Origin of the sequence: Clostridium saccharobutylicum DSM 13864 (assembly GCF_000473995.1) — a bacterium.
In the GTDB taxonomy this organism is placed as follows: Bacteria; Bacillota; Clostridia; order Clostridiales; family Clostridiaceae; genus Clostridium; species Clostridium saccharobutylicum.
Map to the genome: position 1 here is coordinate 4,686,645 of NC_022571.1, position 18,445 is coordinate 4,705,089.

13 protein-coding genes are annotated in these 18,445 nt (G+C 26.4%); 4 read left to right on the forward strand and 9 right to left on the reverse strand.

The window, feature by feature from the left end; translation table 11 throughout:
* Positions 1–141 precede the first annotated feature (141 nt).
* The 6 genes from CLSA_RS20210 to CLSA_RS20235 all read right to left on the reverse strand — a co-directional run bounded on the left by CLSA_RS20210 (position 142) and on the right by CLSA_RS20235 (position 8,974).
* A complete protein-coding gene (locus tag CLSA_RS20210) occupies positions 142–3,249 on the reverse strand; it encodes an HAD-IA family hydrolase (protein ID WP_022750139.1) in 3,108 nt (1,035 codons plus the stop codon).
* A 23-nt stretch (positions 3,250–3,272) separates the two neighbouring features.
* A complete protein-coding gene (locus CLSA_RS22290) occupies positions 3,273–4,373 on the reverse strand; it encodes a class I SAM-dependent methyltransferase (protein ID WP_022750143.1) in 1,101 nt (366 codons plus the stop codon).
* 27 nt (positions 4,374–4,400) lie between these two features.
* The gene (locus CLSA_RS20220) at positions 4,401–5,660 is read right to left on the reverse strand and encodes an ABC transporter ATP-binding protein (RefSeq protein WP_022750146.1); all 1,260 of its coding nucleotides are present in this window, start codon (positions 5,658–5,660) and stop codon (positions 4,401–4,403) included.
* A gap of 12 nt (positions 5,661–5,672) precedes the next feature.
* Positions 5,673–6,476 carry an ABC transporter permease gene (locus tag CLSA_RS20225; RefSeq protein ID WP_022750150.1) on the reverse strand — a complete coding sequence of 268 codons (804 nt, stop codon included), beginning with the start codon at positions 6,474–6,476 and terminating at the stop codon, positions 5,673–5,675.
* A gap of 126 nt (positions 6,477–6,602) precedes the next feature.
* Positions 6,603–7,985: a hypothetical protein gene (locus CLSA_RS20230; RefSeq protein WP_022750153.1), complete on the reverse strand. Its 1,383-nt coding sequence runs from the start codon at positions 7,983–7,985 to the stop codon at positions 6,603–6,605.
* Positions 7,958–8,974, reverse strand: a complete 1,017-nt coding sequence (locus CLSA_RS20235) for a glycosyltransferase family 2 protein (protein WP_022750157.1) — start codon at positions 8,972–8,974, stop codon at positions 7,958–7,960. Before CLSA_RS20235 ends, CLSA_RS20230 begins: the two co-directional genes overlap by 28 nt.
* 255 nt (positions 8,975–9,229) lie before the next feature.
* Between CLSA_RS20235 and CLSA_RS20240 the strand changes: the two genes are divergently transcribed.
* The 4 genes from CLSA_RS20240 (at position 9,230) to CLSA_RS20250 (ending at position 14,067) form a co-directional block, all read left to right on the forward strand.
* Positions 9,230–10,654, forward strand: coding sequence for an undecaprenyl-phosphate glucose phosphotransferase (locus tag CLSA_RS20240; protein WP_022750159.1), 1,425 nt, complete (start codon positions 9,230–9,232; stop codon positions 10,652–10,654).
* Complete coding sequence (locus CLSA_RS20245; protein WP_022750160.1) at positions 10,651–11,787, forward strand: glycosyltransferase; 1,137 nt, start codon at positions 10,651–10,653, stop codon at positions 11,785–11,787. Before CLSA_RS20240 ends, CLSA_RS20245 begins: the two co-directional genes overlap by 4 nt.
* 185 nt (positions 11,788–11,972) lie before the next feature.
* On the forward strand, positions 11,973–12,098 hold the full coding sequence (locus CLSA_RS24425; RefSeq protein WP_022750163.1) for a hypothetical protein: 126 nt from the start codon (positions 11,973–11,975) through the stop codon (positions 12,096–12,098).
* A gap of 124 nt (positions 12,099–12,222) precedes the next feature.
* Entirely contained in the window at positions 12,223–14,067 is a 1,845-nt protein-coding gene (locus CLSA_RS20250; protein ID WP_022750166.1) for an O-antigen ligase family protein, read from the forward strand.
* 83 nt (positions 14,068–14,150) lie between these two features.
* Here CLSA_RS20250 and CLSA_RS20255 read toward each other — a convergent pair whose 3' ends face one another.
* From CLSA_RS20255 to CLSA_RS20265, 3 genes are all read right to left on the reverse strand, one after another.
* Positions 14,151–15,368, reverse strand: coding sequence for an N-acetylmuramoyl-L-alanine amidase family protein (locus CLSA_RS20255; RefSeq protein ID WP_022750168.1), 1,218 nt, complete (start codon positions 15,366–15,368; stop codon positions 14,151–14,153).
* 442 nt (positions 15,369–15,810) lie between these two features.
* A complete protein-coding gene (locus CLSA_RS22295) occupies positions 15,811–16,893 on the reverse strand; it encodes a PspC-like choline-binding domain-containing protein (RefSeq protein ID WP_022750171.1) in 1,083 nt (360 codons plus the stop codon).
* 15 nt (positions 16,894–16,908) lie between these two features.
* Positions 16,909–18,363 (reverse strand): MATE family efflux transporter, encoded by a 1,455-nt coding sequence (locus CLSA_RS20265; RefSeq protein WP_022750175.1) that lies wholly within the window; start codon positions 18,361–18,363, stop codon positions 16,909–16,911.
* Between the last annotated feature and the right edge of the window lie 82 nt (positions 18,364–18,445).

Below are 18,445 nucleotides of genomic sequence, written 5' to 3' on the forward strand. Positions count from 1 at the left end.
TTCTCCTTACAAATATTTTTAATCATTATTTATTATAATAATGCCATAATTCTCATAAATTTATCCAATTAAAATTTAACTCGTTGTACTATATTATTACAATTGATTAATTTTAATTAGTACAACGAGTTACACTACTTTTTAAATATTCTTTTTAAAATATTTTTTTAAAATTTTATATCCTTTTTTACATATCTTAAATATTATAGGGGTATTTTCAAGCTTATTTTTTACTTTTCCCTTCAAAGTTTTTCTATCAAAGATCGTATAAATCATAAACTTAATAATCTTATTTCTTCCCCATAGTATTTTCTCTATCATACTACTATAATCCATACCACTATCTAAACCTAAAGTAGGATTTTCAGCTTTTAGTATTTCTATTTCATTTTTAATAAATTCATATATATTAATTCTATCTCTAGCACCATAAACTAAATCTTCAAAATAAGAAGCCTTAAATATTTTTCTATCAATATCTTTTGAATTTATAAGCATTCCTTCAAATACAAGTGATACTTCTTGACTCTTAAAAGGAATATATTCAATATATTCTTTAAAAATTTCAATATAATCTTCTGTAAAATCAATTGCACCTTTTTGAATTAAATCTACAATAAAGAAATCTTGAAAATCTTTTTCTTCTAAATCAAACCTTGGTATTACTGTTCCTTCTTTTCTTTTAAATCCTATACAAGAAGGTCCTGGATCTGAAAGAAGATGTTCTCTTATTAATCCAGTCATGTTAGGAGTAAAATCATAAAAACTTTTTATTTTAAAATTATGCTTTCTCTTAACACTATCTGATTTCTTACTGTCACTATGTATAAAATACACATTTATTCCTTCTCCTGCTAGCTTTGAAACTGCTCCTTGAATCCTTCCACTATAACCCAAATCAAAAGTAACATCTTTTTTACAATTTAAAATTGAATAATAATCTTTTGCAACATTATAAGATTTCTCATGCTTCATTCCGTCATATAAGTTTTCTAAATAATATCTCATAAAATTATTATACTCATCTTCGTTTTCAAATGCTTTATTATATAAAATTCCATTATTCCTTAAATTTATTTCTATATCTTTATTAACTTCTTTTGAACAAAACTTAAGTAAAGATAAAATTGTCTTTGGAGTATGATTTCTAAATTCAATAGGTAAATCATAAAAATCAAGTTCATTTATAAGCATTCCTGGTAAAAGTGATTTTCTAGATGTATAAATATACTTAGCTTCTGGTGCATTTTTATATACTTCATGATACTTTTCGTATATTTTCATAGGAAGATACCCATCTCTAGACATAAAATGAATATTATCATATTCTTTTTCTTCTGATTCTTCCATTATCCATTTTACTATTCCTGCCATATGCATCCCAACAGCATAATATCCCATAAAATATGGATCAATATTAAAATCACTAACTTCATTAAAACTTCTATATGGATTATCAAAATACTTGTTTGCCACAAGTGCTAACATTGAACGAAATCCTAATGAATCCATAAAGCCTTTTGGATTCTGTACACTTCCACATGCAGACTTGGCTATATAACCACAATTATTAGTGCATACATTAGGAATTTTATTTTCAAAAACCTCTAATGCCTTTGGAATAAACATAGTTTTAATTCCAACTGCCTCAGCATTTATGATATCATTTTGCCATGTATCACCTAAATGAAGAATTTTATTTCCTTTAACGTTCAAATCTTCTAATACTGTTTTAAATAGTGCACCATTGTATTTAGTTAATCTTAATGTAGAAGATAAATATAACTTTTCATATCCATAATATCCATTTTTACTTAATATTTTAACAATAGTTTCTTCATCAAGATACATATCTGAAACTATGATTACTTTTTTTCCACATATTAGTGCAGCATCAAAAAGTTCTTTTACAGACTTACGCTCACGACAAAGTTGTATCTCTAATTTTTTTTCTTCTTCTTTCATCAAATTTGCAATGTCAACAGGTATATTGTATTCCATACTTATATAATTATAAATTTCATCAATATTAACATCTTGAAAAGAAGGATGTAAACCGCTTTCCTTTTGTCTTGCTATAGATTCTGCAGCAATTCTTATTTTATAAAAACTGATATTAGTCTCATATAATTCTTCGAATTTCTTATCTAACATATAAAATAAATCAGTAGGATTATAAAGCGGACGACATATTAATGTATCAAATATATCAAAGCTAATATACTCATAATCCCCTGTTATTATTTGTTCTTTTATGTGTTCTAGTCCACCGTTCCATTTTGTGTTAATAGATTCAAAGAAATGATCGTCTTCACTAGTATGTTCTTTATATTGTGGTAAAAATTCTTCCATAATTTTAGCTGCACATACTTTTTTGTGACCAAAGAAAACTCTTTCTCCAAGTTCCCTCCACATTCTAGAATAATACTTTTTAGTTTCTAAAAATTTATCTTTTATCCATTGTGGTGCATTAACATCTTCAAAAAAATCATTTACAAAATCAAATACTAATTTTATATCTTTCATATTTTTTTCAAATTTTTTTATTGTTATATCATCTACATTTGTTGATGCATCTCCATTTTGACAATAGAAATATCCATCATTTTGTGTTGTAGTAACTTTTTCAGCATAGTAAAACATCAATGTGGAAAAAGCAATATCTTCTGTCATAATTAAATGCTCTGTTATTTTGTTATAATATTCTAAACACTTATCCCATAATTCCTTTTTATATAATTTATTCCATACTGTATGCCACGAATAACATAACCCCTTTTGATTGAAATAATTATTTCTTACTTCTTCTCCGTTAAGCTCATCAAACAAAAAACAACAATCATGTAAATTATTAATATATTGTTCTTCTTTACTTTTTTCAAAAATTGTTTTACCAATTACAATATCCGAATTATTTTTGATTGCATTCTTTACCAAGCAATGATAAAAATCTATAGTTACATAATCATCACTATCAATAAATGCAATATAATCACCAGTAGCAATTTCAGCACCTTTTAATCGTGCACAAAATAATCCCTTATTTTTTTCATATGTAACATACTTTATTCTTTCATCATGTTCCATATAAGAATTTATTATTTCCTCTGCATTTCCTGGGGAACAATCATTTACAACAATGATTTCGATATTTTTATAACTCTGATTTACAACACTATCTAAACAACGTTTTAAATACTTTTCCGTGTTATAAACTGGTATTATAATAGAAATCAAAGCATCCATCATAATAATCTACACTCCTAATCAATTTATTTTTTTATAAATTTTCCGAAAAAGCTTTTTTTTAATTTTTCTTCTAATTCAAAAAGAATATTTTCTTTTTCTGCAATTCTAGTTTCTAGTTCACTAATATATCTGTCTTTACCTTCTACGTTCAACTTATAATCATTTAAAATTTTATCTTTTTCACTAATTTGAATTTCTAGTTCGTTTATATATTTATCTTTACCTTCTACATTTAACTTATAAGCATTTAAATCTTTATCTTTTTCTAAAACCTGTTTTTCTAATACTCCTATATATTTGTTCTTTTCAATCATATCTTCATTGTATCTGTTCAAATGAAGATCTTTAACTTTTAATTGCTCCATTAAACTATCAATATAGAATTTATTGTCCTTTAATATAAAATATCTTTTTCTTAATTCTTCTCTATATTCTACAGACAAAGCATTATTTTGTCTTTGATATTTGCTTAAATTGATTTTATTAATAGCTCTCATATATTTTTCTTCTGAAAGAAAAATTATTCCTAGTCCCCAACTAAAATCAAATCTCATTGTGTTTTTAAATTTTTCACTTAATTCATTCCAAAATTTATTTGATCCCATTATACTTCCTAATACAATATCTTCACTTATATCATGCAAAAAAATTATTCCATCATTTTTCACCTTAGGAAACCACGTATAAAAGTCATGCTTAACATCATCATAATGATGAGAACCATCAATATGTAATACATCAATTGAATTGTCTTCAAATTTTGAAATTGCTTCATCAAATGTCATTCTTAACATATTTATTTTTTGTTCAGAATAGAATTTATCTATTGTCTTTTTAAAAACCGAATATACATCATTTTCATAATCATTCTTTGTAAAATCATCACCAGACCACGTATCAATTGCATCAAGTTCTGTATTCAAATTAAAATCTTTTATCGCTTGAGCAAATGCAAACGCCGAACATCCATAATGACTTCCTAATTCAACAATAGTTTTTGGTTTGAAAAAACTCACAAAATCATATGCAAAATTTCTATGTCCTGACCAAGGTGAATATCTAAGTAAATCATAATTTATTTCATCACATTCAAACTTTGGTTCATGATAGCTCCATTCTTCCATTTTAATTATCCCCTCTTATTTTTTAATTTACTTTACTCTTTCAATTGTATAGTCTTCAATAGAATTATTAAATACTCCAAAAATTGTTTTTCCAATTGTACTTGCAACTACATGTATCGCATTATTAATCCAACACTCTTCGGTTTGATTTAAAACATCAATACCTTCACCAATTCCTAAAGTAATAAAATAATCACCTTCTCTTATTTCTGGCCATGTAACTTTAAAAGATATGATATTTTTTCCTTTTTCTAATTGAAACTGTTCCACTTCTGATGTTAAAGATGTTTGCCCAAATACTTCATTACCATATTTATCTCTTGTTTGATAACCAACAATTAAATCATCTATGTCTTTATTAGAATCTACTATAAGTGAAATATGAATTTCATCATCCCTTTGGCAATATTCTGCAAAAGGCTCATCATTAATAGAGTAAAAATATTTTTCAATAATTACATCCATCTTCCCACTATATTCATTCTGCTTCGGAATTTTATAATCTTCTAAATTAAGTACTTCATTTGATTTATTTGAAGTTAATGATAAATTTTCTTTTACTTGTCCTTGTTTAATTCTAAAGTATTGTGTAATAGCTTCATTAGGTTCACCATCAAATTCTAAGTTCCCTTTATTCATAACAATAATTCTTTTACAGAATTTTGTCATTGCATTTAAATCATGTGATACAATCAATACAGTAGATTTACCAGCTAATTCTTTTATTTTTTTATAACATTTTTGTTGAAAGAATACATCTCCAACACTTAAAGCTTCATCTACGATTAGAATATCTGGCTCTACATTAATTGCTATGGCAAATGCCAGCCTTACAAACATTCCTGATGAATATACTTTTACAGGTTGATTTATAAATTCTCCAATATCTGCAAAGTCTAATATATCTTGCAATTTTTCATCAGTTTCTTTCTTTGAAAATCCCATCATCATTGCATTAAGATATATATTTTCAAACCCTGTGTACTCTGGGTTAAATCCTGCTCCTAGCTCTAACAATGCTGAAACCTTTCCTTCAATATCTATTTTTCCTTCACTTTGTGTTAATACTCCAGCTAAAATTTTTAAAATAGTAGATTTTCCTGAACCATTTAATCCAATTAATCCAACACATTCACCCTTTTCTATCTGAAAACTTATATCATTTAAAGCATAAAAATCTTTATGATACTTTTTTCCTGATATAGAAAAAGCTTCTTTTAATCTATCTTTTTTATTATTATATAAAGGATATACTTTCTTCACATTCTCTACATTAATTACACTCAAATTTTACACTCCTTATAATTCATCTGCTAAATGAGGTCTTAATTTTTTAAAAATTAAAGTTCCAAAAACAAATAAAATAATAGTTACCATCCAAAAATAAATTGATGTATTTATTCTATGCCAAAATGGTACTCCATAAAGAAAACTATCTCTATAACCTCTAATAATATAATAAATAGGATTTATTTTTAATAGCTTACCAATCCAAGAATCCATTTTATCCGCATTCCAGAAAATAGGTGTAATCCAAAAACCAATTTGTAAAATTACTGATATTAATTGTGTCATATCTTTAAAAAATACTGAAAGTGCAGATACAGCCCAGGATAATCCCATACAAAATACTATAAGTGCAAATGTATAATAAAAGGATTGAAAAAAATATGCATTGATTCCATATCCATACATTCCAAATATCAAAAATATGAATAAAACAAAAAATATATGTACAAAAAAGGCTGATACTATCTTCATAATTGGCAAAATACTAACTCTAAATTTTACTTTCTTAACTAAATAGTTATATTCATATAAACAATTAGAAGTAGACATTAAAATATCATTAAAGAAAATCCAAGGAATATATGCAGGCACAAACCATAAGATAAATGGAAAATTATCAATGGGAACTGATTTAAATCCCATTTCAAAAACAAACCAAAACACTAAAATTGTAATTAAAGGTTGAACAAATGCCCATATAATCCCAAATATAGAACCTGCATATTTTGCTTTAAAATCATTAATTGATAATCTAAATAATAATTCTCTATCTTTAATCAGATCTTTTAAGAACTGACAAAATCCTAAAACCATAAAAATAACCTCCAAAAATATCCTAATAATATTGAAAACATTCAGTATTATTTAGGTTAATAAATTGTTAAATATTTATATTATTAATCCACGTGAGTTGCTTTATTAACTTCAAATAAACTATAGTTAATTTACTTTATTCAACTTTAAATAATGAAGATACTCACATATTAAACAACTTAAATTAAATAGCTTTTTACATGATATATTAGATAACTTAATAGTTCCATTAATCCAAAAAGATTCATTATATTTTATTTGTTTATTATTTAAAAATATATTTCTATATATTTTATAAAAAATATTATATTGCCACAATTCCTCATTTGTAAGTTTCTCCGCTAAATTTAACATATAACTTTCACTCGGATCATCAGCAAAGGGTATGCTTCCATATACGGTAGCTTCATTTATACTTGGAAACATCATAAAACTTTTAAGTAACTTTTGAGTTAAATTAGATAACTTATCTATGAAAATATTATTCCACTCATTTTCACTTACAAACAATTTCGTAAACTTTTCCACAGTATTTAATTGTAAATTCACGTTCCATTTCAGTTCTTGATCGCTAAAAACTGCATTAATTGAATTATTATTGTTTCTTTTGTATCCTACTGTCATTCCATGATTTGCACTACACATACATTCAAATAAGTTGTTATTAAAAAAAACTCGTCTAGAACTATTAAATTCTTTAGAAAAATAAAAACAATTGTAGTCTCCATCTTCTACTTTTCCATTTTCAAACATACCAAAATAATATCCGCATAAAGTTCTATTATCACCTGCATAAGAAAGAATTTGCCTTATATTACGTTGCATCGACCCAAGCCAACCTACATCGACAATTGCATAATCTCTGTTTTCTGTTAGTCCTTCTTGAACAAAATATTCATATATTATTTTATATTTAGATTTTGAGTGTTCTAATGCTTCTTTTATAAAACATTCATTATTTTTTAATTTTTCTCGTAAAATAATTAATTCATCCTTAGTTAAAAGCTTTTCTTTAAATTTAACATCAATCTCATTAAGTATTTTGCCTTGCATTTCACAACTTATTCCTGCACGTTTTAATACTATCTTAGGTGAAACTTTAACCCCATACTCACAAAAATATTTCATTGCCTCATTTTTATCAATAAAATAAATAGGTTCTCTTAACACCAAACGACTTACATATAAGTATCTACAATCTATATTTATTTTATATTTATTACATATAACTTTAGCTATTTTATACATGATATAACCATCCCTGGAAAGGAAATATAACCGTTGCATTCCTCGTCTTTGTGCATCTTTCAATATATATATGACATAACTAACTAATACTGGTGCCGTCACCAGTACAGATGTTTCATATATTACACTATCTTCATAAGATAAATTTTTTGGCATGTTTTTTAATAATTTTTGACTACTAGTATAAAAATCAACAACATTTTGATATCTTTTTAGAATCTTTCCATAATATTTTATTTTTTTCGAAACATTCTTGTCCATATCCTTATTGTTCTCCTTACTTTCTTTAAAAGAAATAATACAAATGCTACAGGCGAAATACCTAATAAACTAATTACACTATTAAATTGTCTGCATTTCTTATCTTCTGTCATCTTCAATATATACTGTGTCTGCTTAAATAAATCTTTTGCTTCTTTTCTATGCTCTTTATCTACTTCGTAAATAGTCGCTAAATTTAAAATATATTCTACTACTAGTTTCGTTTTCATTCTATATGAGAAATTTATCTCGTTATTTTTATGTAATAGATCCATACATTCTTTTGTAATTGTAAGATAATCATACATAAACTTAATACTAACTTTATTCATTATAGAGTTTTCTCTTCCTAATTTGTAACAATAATAAGGATTATGATAAAAAACTATATTTTTAGATTTCAATAAGGTTTTTACAGCAAAATCAATATCTTCGCATAAAAATCCCTCTTTAAATTGAAATTTATTTTCTTGCAAAAAACTTCTATTAAATATAAAACGCCATGCATTCCAAAAACACCCATGAGGCAATAAAAATTTCATCATATATGAATTATCACAAATTAGATCTTCACTTCCCTCAATTTGATTAATTCTATCAATTATCTTTTCTTCTTGAGAAACTCTAAAAAAATCACTAACTACTATGTCTATTGATTTTTTTCTTATATTTTTTAACTTTTCTATAACTCTTGAGAAATTTTCACTTATAATATAATCATCGCTATCTATAAATGCAATATATGTGCCTTTCGCTTCCTTAAGTCCACTGTTCCTTGCATTAGAAAGCCCTCCATTTTTTTGATTTATAACTTTAATCTCACTATATCGTTTTTCGAAGTCCAAGCAAATATTAAAGCTATTATCTGTGCTTCCATCATTCACCAAAATCACTTCATAATCTGTCAATTTGCATGCTAGTATACTCTCTAAACATCTCTTTAAATAAGTTTCCACATTATATACCGGCACAACAATACTTAGAAACACATTTTCACCTCTTTATAAAAACAATTTTGTATTTATTTTAACATAATAAAATAAATAAATAAACGGATTTTACAATATTTACTCATTGGTAGTTATTTCAGGCAAGCCTTTTTTTATAAAGCATGCAGCAATTATTCCAATTTGAGTAATTATAGATTAAGTACGATTAATCGTTTATTGCAAAACTTCACATAAAATGATATTATACAGCTAGTTAATTTATATATATCTACTGTATAAAGGATGGGTATAATAATGATAAAAGAAAATCAAACATTTTTAAATCAAATCAATGCTATTTCAGATATTATAATTCTATTTATATCAATGATATTAGCGTATTTCATTCGTTTTCATATATTTTCATCTAATACAGATTACATTAGGTTATTTACGTATATTCAATTTACTGTCGTTATAATTCCTATAAATTTGATTATATTTTATTTTTTTAATTTATATCATTCATTTAGAACTACAGCTTTTATCAATGAATGTATTAAAATTATTAAATCAAATACAATTCTTATAGCAATTTTGTTGTCTTTATTGTTTGTATTAAAATTAGTTCATATTTCTAGATTAGTTCTTGTAATTTTCTATTTTGTAAATATTCTTTTAATAATCTCTAAAAGATTAATTTTAAGAAAAATTCTTTCAATGTTTAGAGAAAAGGGACTAAATTTAAAGCATGTGCTTATTATCGGTGCTGGTGAAGTTGCTAATGAATATTTAAATGTTATTAAAACTAATAAGAGCTATGGTTATAGTTATTCTGGATATGTAGCTAACAATTCAGATTTTCAAGGCAAAAAACTTGGTAATTATCATGACTTATTAAATGTATTATATGAGTACAAGCCTGATGAAGTTATTTGTGCTCTAGATATATCTGATTCAAAATATCTAGAAAATATAGTTTCAGATTGTGAAAAAAGTGGTACTAAAATTTCAATTATTCCATTTTGCTATAAATACATTCCAAGTAAACCTTACATAGATCAAATTGGAAGCATTCCTCTTATTAATCTTAGAAGAATTCCTTTAGACAATTTAGGAAATGCTTTTATAAAAAGAGCACTAGATATAATAGGTTCACTTGTCTTATTAATATTAGTCAGTCCAATTATGATTATTACCTCTATTATAATTAAATGTACTTCAAAAGGCCCTATTATTTTTAAACAGAATCGTGTAGGCTTAAACAAAAAAATATTTACAATGTACAAATTTAGATCAATGAAAGTTAATTGTTCGGAAAAAACTGGTTGGACTACAAATAATGATCCTAGAAAAACTAAATTTGGTTCTTTTATTCGTAAATTTTCAATTGATGAATTACCTCAATTTTTAAATGTTTTAAAAGGTGATATGAGCTTAGTAGGCCCTCGACCTGAACTTCCTCACTTTGTTGAAACCTTTAAAGATGAAATACCTCTTTATATGGTTAAACATCAAGTAAAGCCAGGAATAACTGGACTAGCCCAAATTAAAGGTTATCGAGGAGATACATCTATTAAGAAAAGAATTCAATATGACATATATTATATCGAAAATTGGAACATACTAATGGACATAACTATATTACTTCAAACTGCTTTTAAGGGATTTAAAAATAGTGAAAAATTAGCAACAAGCAGCAGCAACCAAACTACAACTAATAATGGAGTAAAATTATGAAGAAAATACTTTTTGTAGCATCAACCTTATCGCATATAGAAAACTTTCATATGCCATATATAAAATACTTTAAAGAACATGGTTATAATGTACATGTTATAGGAAAAGCTAATAATAAATCTGAACTTAAATGTATTGATAAAATTATACCTGTTCCTTTTCAAAAAAATATGTTTTCTATTAAAAATTTTTCTAATGCAATAAAAATCAGTAAAATAATCAAATCAGAAAATTATGATATTATAAGTCTTCATACTACACTTGCAGCTTTCTTTACTAGACTAGGTATAATGTTATCTTTCAACAAACCCAATCTAGTAATAAATACTGTTCATGGATATTTATTTGACAATAACAGTTCATTTATAAAAAAAATAATTATGGTTATGGCCGAAAAAATCACCAAATGTGTTACTGATACTATAATCGTAATGAATCGTGATGATTATAAAATTGCACAAAAACACAAACTTTACAGAAATAATATATACTCAATAGATGGTATGGGAATAAATTTATCATCTTATTCTCCTATATCATATGAAGATAAAATTGCTTTAAGAAAAAAACATCACTTTTCAATTAATGATTTCTTCCTAATATATGTAGCCGAATTTTCTAAACGCAAAAATCAAAAATTTATTATAAATACAGTAGATAAACTAGTAAAAGATGGTTACACAAATATTAAGTTATTATTACTTGGCGATGGAATATTGTTAGATGAATTAAAAACTTATACTAAAGAATTAGGAATTAATAATAATGTATTCTTTATTGGTTATACAAAAGATACATGTACATACTATCAAATGGCTGATATATGTGTTTCATCTAGCAGAATTGAAGGATTGCCATTTAACATTATGGAAGCTATGTGCGTTGGTCTTCCTATAGTTGCATCTAATGTAAAAGGCCACAAAGATTTAGTAATTCCAAACGAAAACGGATTTCTCTTTGAATACGATAATGATTCTGAATTTTATACATATATAAAAACAATATATGATAGTAAAGAAATCCAATACAAAATGTCTAATAAAAGTTTAGATTTAGTTGAAAATTATTCTATAAATAATATTTTACCAAAGACAATTAATATTATTTTAAATGAGTATAAGTCACATATATAAAATGTGGCTTATTTTTTATATTCTCCTCTTAATTAAATATAGATAAACAAACTAAGAGCTAAATTTAAACTTCGAAATATATTCTAACTAGAAAGAAGCTGTGTTCTTTTTTGGAGTGTTACATTTATAATTGAGCTGTAATCATTTCTTCAGTAGAAGTTGTCTAATTCTTACTTGTTCTCAACTTGTTTGAGGAACATGTAGGAATTGATACAACTTCTGCTGATAGAAATCCACAGCCCAATTATATAGCAACCGAGAAAAAGAATATAGCTTCTTTCGTTAAATTACCACATAAGCCTAAATTCTAAATTGTTTATCTATATCGCAATCACCCTATTTTATTGCAATGACATACTCACGGTGCTATAATATTACATATTTGTATAGAGAAATTACAAAAATAAATATTAGGATGTGTAAGAATTGCAAAATATGAAAACTAATTCAAGAGAAAAACCTATTAATTTTTTCTTTCCAATTGCATTTATATTAGGAATCGTTCCTTTAATTGTTCGCTTAACTTTTATAGAACCCGATTCTAATCTTGCCAAGCTATATGGCACTACAAAACGAAGTGATTTATTTTCACAAAGAAAAGCTTTGTTTTTACTAATTTTTGCTATTATCTTGGTCGGAATTAGCGTTGTCTTCTTTAAAAAAATTTTTGACAAAAAAGATAAAATAGTTAATTCTATTTTAATTTCATCAGGTGTATTTTTACTATTCACTGTAGCTTCTGCAATATTATCACCATATAAGCAACAGGCTTTTTATGGTATGTATGATAGAGCTGAAGGTCTCATTACAATAGCCTGCTATATGATTATTTTTATCTATTCTATTTATACCTTCAAAACTACAGATAATTATAACTATATTGTTATTCCAATTCTAATCGTAGTTGCTATTAATTCATTTTTAGGTTTCTTTCAATATATAGGGCAAGACTTAATTAAAAGTGATCTAGGTAAGTTAATTGTTGTCCCTAGTGAATATACAAATATTTCTCTAACTTTGTCATATGAAGCTGGAAAGCTATATGGTACTTTATTTCATTATAACTATGTTGGTAGTTTTGTAGCGATTATATTACCAATATTATTTTGCATAGCTATATTTGAAAAGTATGAAATTGGATATAAACTATTTGCATGTATAGGAAGTTTACTTTCTATTTGGTTATTACTTGGAAGTACATCTCGTGCTGGAATAATTGGTCTTGTTATGTCAATAATTTTTGGTGCGATTATATTTGGAAAATTAATTTTAAAGAGAAGAAAACAATTTTTAATAGGTCTTGGTTGTATAATCATTGTAGCTATCATAGGTAACTTTGCAACTAAGGGAGCTATATTTGCAAGAATCCCTAGCTTAATATCCGATTCTTTTAGTGTTTTTAAAGACACAAGTGATTTTGATTATAGAGAACATTCGGCTGTTAAAGATGTAAAAAATACTGATACGGGTGCAGAAATAACATTAGCTAATGATACTTTAAAAATTGGTTTTGAAAATGGTAATTATGTATTCAAAAATTCAAAAGATGAAATTATACAGTTCGTTAGAACCAATGATAAAGATAAATCATATAAAACAGATGCACAAAATTTCTCAAATATTTCTTTACAATTTGCTAAACTTGCTAAAACATCAAGCAGAGCTGATGGTGTAATTGTAAATATTGATAATAAAACTGGATTTATGTTCAAGTTAAAACCGAATAATACCATTCATTTAGTAGATTATAGTAGTGGAATTGATGTTGACGTTGTTTATCCTGATACTATTGGATTTAAAGGTAAAGAAAAACTTGGTTCTATGAGAGGATATATTTGGGCAAGAGCACTTCCTTTATTAAAACAAAATATCTTAATTGGCAGTGGCCCTGATACTTTTATTTTCAGATTCCCTCAAAATGATTTAATTGGAAAATACTATGCTTATGATACAACTAATATGGTTGTCGATAAACCACATAATCTTTACCTACAAATAGCATTAAACGAAGGTGTAATTGCATTATTAGCATTTTTAGCTGTAATGATAATCTACATTGTTGACAGCATTAAATTATATGCTCTAAAAAATGAATATGATAAGGATCAAATTCTTGGTATAGCAACTTGCTTAGGTGTAATTGGATACTTGTTTGCTGGATTATTTAACGATTCAGTTGTAAGCGTTGCTCCAATATTTTGGATAGTTTTAGGTGTAGGAGTTGCAATTAACTTTATTAATAGACAAAAACTCAAAAAAATTTGTAATAAATCACTTTAACATAAATAATAGTTAGACACTAAAAAATACTTCATATGGAAATCTTAAATTCCATATGAAGTATTTTTTTGAAGTTTACACTATTATCTTACCCATGCTCCATCAGATCCTAATCTATATCCACCAACATATGTGTCGTGTAACATAGCTCCTTTAGTTCCATCTGAGTATGGTTTTAAGTAATACCAAGTTCCATTCCAATCTTTAAACCAGCCAGTTTGCATTTTTCCTTGTTCATCCATGTGATACCAATTTCCGTTTATATTTTGCCAACCTGTTTTTCTAACTCCATCAAAACTTAAATAATACCAATCACTTTCAAGTTCTAACCAACCAGTTTTCCTATTTCCATTTTCATCCAAATAGCATACTTGTCCATTTTGAATACTCCAACCATTTGCATTAACTACAGTTGTATCATCTGTAGATGTACTATCCGATGAAGTATTTGTTGATGATGAACTTCCTCTAGTTATATTTAGAGTATAAACTCTTTCATCATCATCATTTGTGATTTTTACTTTAATTGTATTTTTTCCTTCATCTAAAGTTACTTTCTTTTCATAATCATCATCTTCATGTACTGCGCTATCATTAACTCTAACTTTATAATCATGATCTTCTGGTTCAGCCATAACTTTTACATAAGAAACATCTTTTTTAACTTTTATATCATATGAAGTTGTTTCTTTATCAAAGTCAAAATCAATATCATCTCCAGAATAAGTTAAAGTTAAATCATCTAGATAAATATCATCATAATCACTACTATCATTGTCATCATCATTATCATTATTATCATTATTATTACCAGTATACTTTACCTTAATAGTGTAGTCATATAACTTATTTTCTTTATCACTATATTTGGGATTATCCTTATCTGGTTCTTCACTATATACTCTTACAGTTAGTTTAGTAGTACTAGAATCTAAGCTAATAGATTTATTTGCTTTTTGACCTTTACTAGAGCTTGAATCATTAGTAAATACTCTTACATACTTATCATTAACTCCATCTATCTTAACCTTTATTTTTTTAGAATTGGTTTTAGCATAATATTGTATGTCATATTTCATATCATTTGAATCTACTTTATCATCTGAATCATAACCCTTATCATCATAACATCTAATAGTGCTACCGCTATTAGTTTCAAGTTTTAATGATGATAATTCACTACTATTAGTCTCTGCTGCATAAGCTGCCTTCATTCCTAAATTTAATTCTGTTGGCGCAAGTGTAACTGCTCCACTTACAGCTAATGCAAGTGCAACAATTTTAATTACATTTTTCTTCATTTATTCCTTCCCCCTATTTCTGAAAATAAAATGTTAATTCACATTTTATTTTGTATTTGATATATTAAAAAACTTTTAATATATCTTAACATTCCAATATGGTAATATATATTAAAATTTTCTTAATTTATAATAAATTTATCATTTAATATATAATACATATACTATATAATACATAAATTTTCTATAATTTAGGTACTTTTTTATTTTATGCATATAAAATACTATAAATAGATATAATTATCTTTTATTTTTTAATTTACATTATGTGAGTAAACTATTGTTCAAAATATAAACTCTTTAAGTATATTAGCAGAAACACACTTAATATCTTTTACATATTATTTATTTTATCAATATACCTAAAAAATGACTTCTGAAAAAATACAGAAGTCATTTGTTTAATTTGTATCTTATTTATAATACAACAGAATTGCTACTATTATTTAGTAACTGTAAGTTTGTATGTGTTAAGTACTTTATAAGTTACACCAGACTCAGCATCTTGTGAACGAACAATTTCTTTTATAACTATAACATTGCTAGCACCTGCATTTATGTCAATTGCATACATACCATCTTTATCTGCTGTTATATTAACATCAGTTCCATCTTCATTTGTAGCATAGAAGTATGAATTATCATCAGATTTATTATCAATTGTAAATCTAAACATTCCATCTGCATTAGCTCTTGCGCTATAAGTATCATCTGATTTTTTAGTTATTTTATTATATCCACTAGCAGCATTTATTGCATAACTACTGCTACTCTTATGGTGTCCAGCACCTGATGAACCTGATGATCTTGATGAACTTGATGAATTATTGCTTCCAGTAGTATTTGGTGTTTGTGATATACCTGATGAACTAAATCCTTTATCTGGAGTTGGGATATTATCACCTGTAGCTTCACCACTTGCTGCAAATGTATAAACTACTCCGTTAATTGTAACTTGTCCAGTTTGCATTGCTCCTGATGCTGCTAAATAATATACTTTTCCATCAACTTCAACAACACCAGTTTGCATTGCTCCTGATACACTTGTGAAGTACCAAGTACCATTATCATTTACCCAACCTGTCTTCATTGCTCCATTTGAAGCTGTGAAATACCAGTTACCGTTATAATTTACCCATCCAGTTTGCATTGCTCCTGATGCATTTGTATAGTACCAAGTACTTCCATCTAGTACCCAACCTGTCTTCATTGCTCCTGAAGCATTTGTATAGTACCAAGTGCTTCCATCTAGTACCCAACCTGTTTTCATAGCACCTGATGCATCTGCAAAATACCAAGCGCTTCCATCATTTATCCAACCTGTTTTCATGTATCCAGTTGAATCAAAATAATACCATTTTCCATCTATAGCTCTCCAGCCAGTAGAATATGAATCTCCTTCTGTATTCCACCAACCTGTAGAATTTTGCTTCCATGCTGCTGATGCTCCTACTGGAGATACTGTAGAGATTGCAGCAACTGTTAATGCAACTGCAACTAATTTTCTTAACTTTAGATTTTTCATTTTTATATACCCCTCCTAATTATATTTATGTTTATTAATATACATTCTTGTTGGTATCATTAAGATTGCTCCTACAACAAATGTTATTATTCCAAAAATTGATAATATAGATAGAAAACGCTTTACTGTATTACAAATTATATCTTTTAAATAATCTGTATTTACATTGATGATATTATAAATTTTAAACATATTACCACCAAGCGATATTGCTAATAAAAATACTCCTGAAAATAAAAGACTAATTCCTATCCACTTTACAATCGAAATAACATTTTTCTCTAACATCAGTAGCGCTATAGCTAATACTATAGGTGCAATAATAAATGCTACTCTCATCTTATAAAATATAGATATCACTTTAGCTATTGTTTGAATCTTACTTGAATTCATCAAACTATTTAAGCTTATTTTTTGAACTTCTTTGTCTATAATATTTCCAGCTTCATCAGCTAATTTATTTACAATACTATCTAACTGATTTTGAATAATAGATTTTTTATCATCTGAAATACTGTTTAGCTTGTCCTTCACATTACCATTATGATTAGAATTTGATGTAGAGTTTCCCTCTTTTATCTCATTCTGATTAGATGATGATTCTTGTGAAGAATTATCATCAGAGTTACTCTGAGACTTAGCAGCATTAGCATTAGTAGCATCAGATGATCCTTTTGAAGATGAATCATTACTTGTTTCATCTTTATTATCATCATCCGGTGTTATGCCCTGCTGCCCTAACATTTTCCATGCTTGTTCTTCAGATATTCCTCTATCTTTTAACATTTGTCTAGCTTGATCTTCTGATATACCTTTTTCAGCTAATTTTTTCCTTACTTGATCTTCTATTTCGCTACGAGATGCTAATTTTTCAACTATCATATTATTTGATCCAAAATCTGATTTATTCTGAACATATATAATATTTTGAGTTTCAACTTTTCCCTGAGCATTATCTAAATTCTGAACAATTATCTTTCCTTCAGAACATGATAAATTAGTACTTTTTAGTTGATCATTAAAAGCAATTTCACCATTAGCTAAATTATTTTTTTCATCTTGCGATGTATTTTCTGATAATAAGTTACTACCACCAACAAAAGATTTTAAGATATCTGAAACTCTTTGTTTATATACTGTAGTATCTACAGTATTCATATTATTTTCACCTGTTTTTAAATACTCAATCAAACCAGTAATTGCAGTATCAGATTCTCTTTTTATATCATCTTCTGTTATTAATGATTCCTTAATATCATAATTTATGTTCTTTTCCTTTAGCACAGAATCTATTTTACTATATATGGATTCTGTAACCTTTTTATAAGTACCCTCTTTATTAAGCATATTTATATAAGTGTTTTTATTTAAAACGAAACAATTTATAAATACGGTTAACACAGCTAGCATAATACTAAGCATTAATAATATTTTAATTATAATGCTAGTATATTTATGGGATTCTTTCATTATATATTAATGCCTCCTATTAATGCCTACCTATGCTGTTTATACTGATTAAATATAATTCTCCACTAATTGTAAAATTATA

Bases quoted from the DNA above. Each gene is read 5' to 3' on its own strand.
- CLSA_RS20230 (WP_022750153.1), bottom strand. From the start codon at position 7,985: ATGGACAAGAATGTTTCGAAAAAAATAAAATATTATGGAAAGATTCTA.
- CLSA_RS20225 (WP_022750150.1), bottom strand. From the start codon at position 6,476: ATGGTTTTAGGATTTTGTCAGTTCTTAAAAGATCTGATTAAAGATAGA.
- CLSA_RS22290 (WP_022750143.1), bottom strand. From the start codon at position 4,373: ATGGAAGAATGGAGCTATCATGAACCAAAGTTTGAATGTGATGAAATA.
- CLSA_RS20265 (WP_022750175.1), bottom strand. From the start codon at position 18,363: ATGAAAGAATCCCATAAATATACTAGCATTATAATTAAAATATTATTA.
- CLSA_RS20245 (WP_022750160.1), top strand. From the start codon at position 10,651: ATGAAGAAAATACTTTTTGTAGCATCAACCTTATCGCATATAGAAAAC.
- CLSA_RS20250 (WP_022750166.1), top strand. From the start codon at position 12,223: ATGAAAACTAATTCAAGAGAAAAACCTATTAATTTTTTCTTTCCAATT.
- CLSA_RS20255 (WP_022750168.1), bottom strand. From the start codon at position 15,368: ATGAAGAAAAATGTAATTAAAATTGTTGCACTTGCATTAGCTGTAAGT.
- CLSA_RS20210 (WP_022750139.1), bottom strand. From the start codon at position 3,249: ATGATGGATGCTTTGATTTCTATTATAATACCAGTTTATAACACGGAA.
- CLSA_RS20240 (WP_022750159.1), top strand. From the start codon at position 9,230: ATGATAAAAGAAAATCAAACATTTTTAAATCAAATCAATGCTATTTCA.
- CLSA_RS22295 (WP_022750171.1), bottom strand. From the start codon at position 16,893: ATGAAAAATCTAAAGTTAAGAAAATTAGTTGCAGTTGCATTAACAGTT.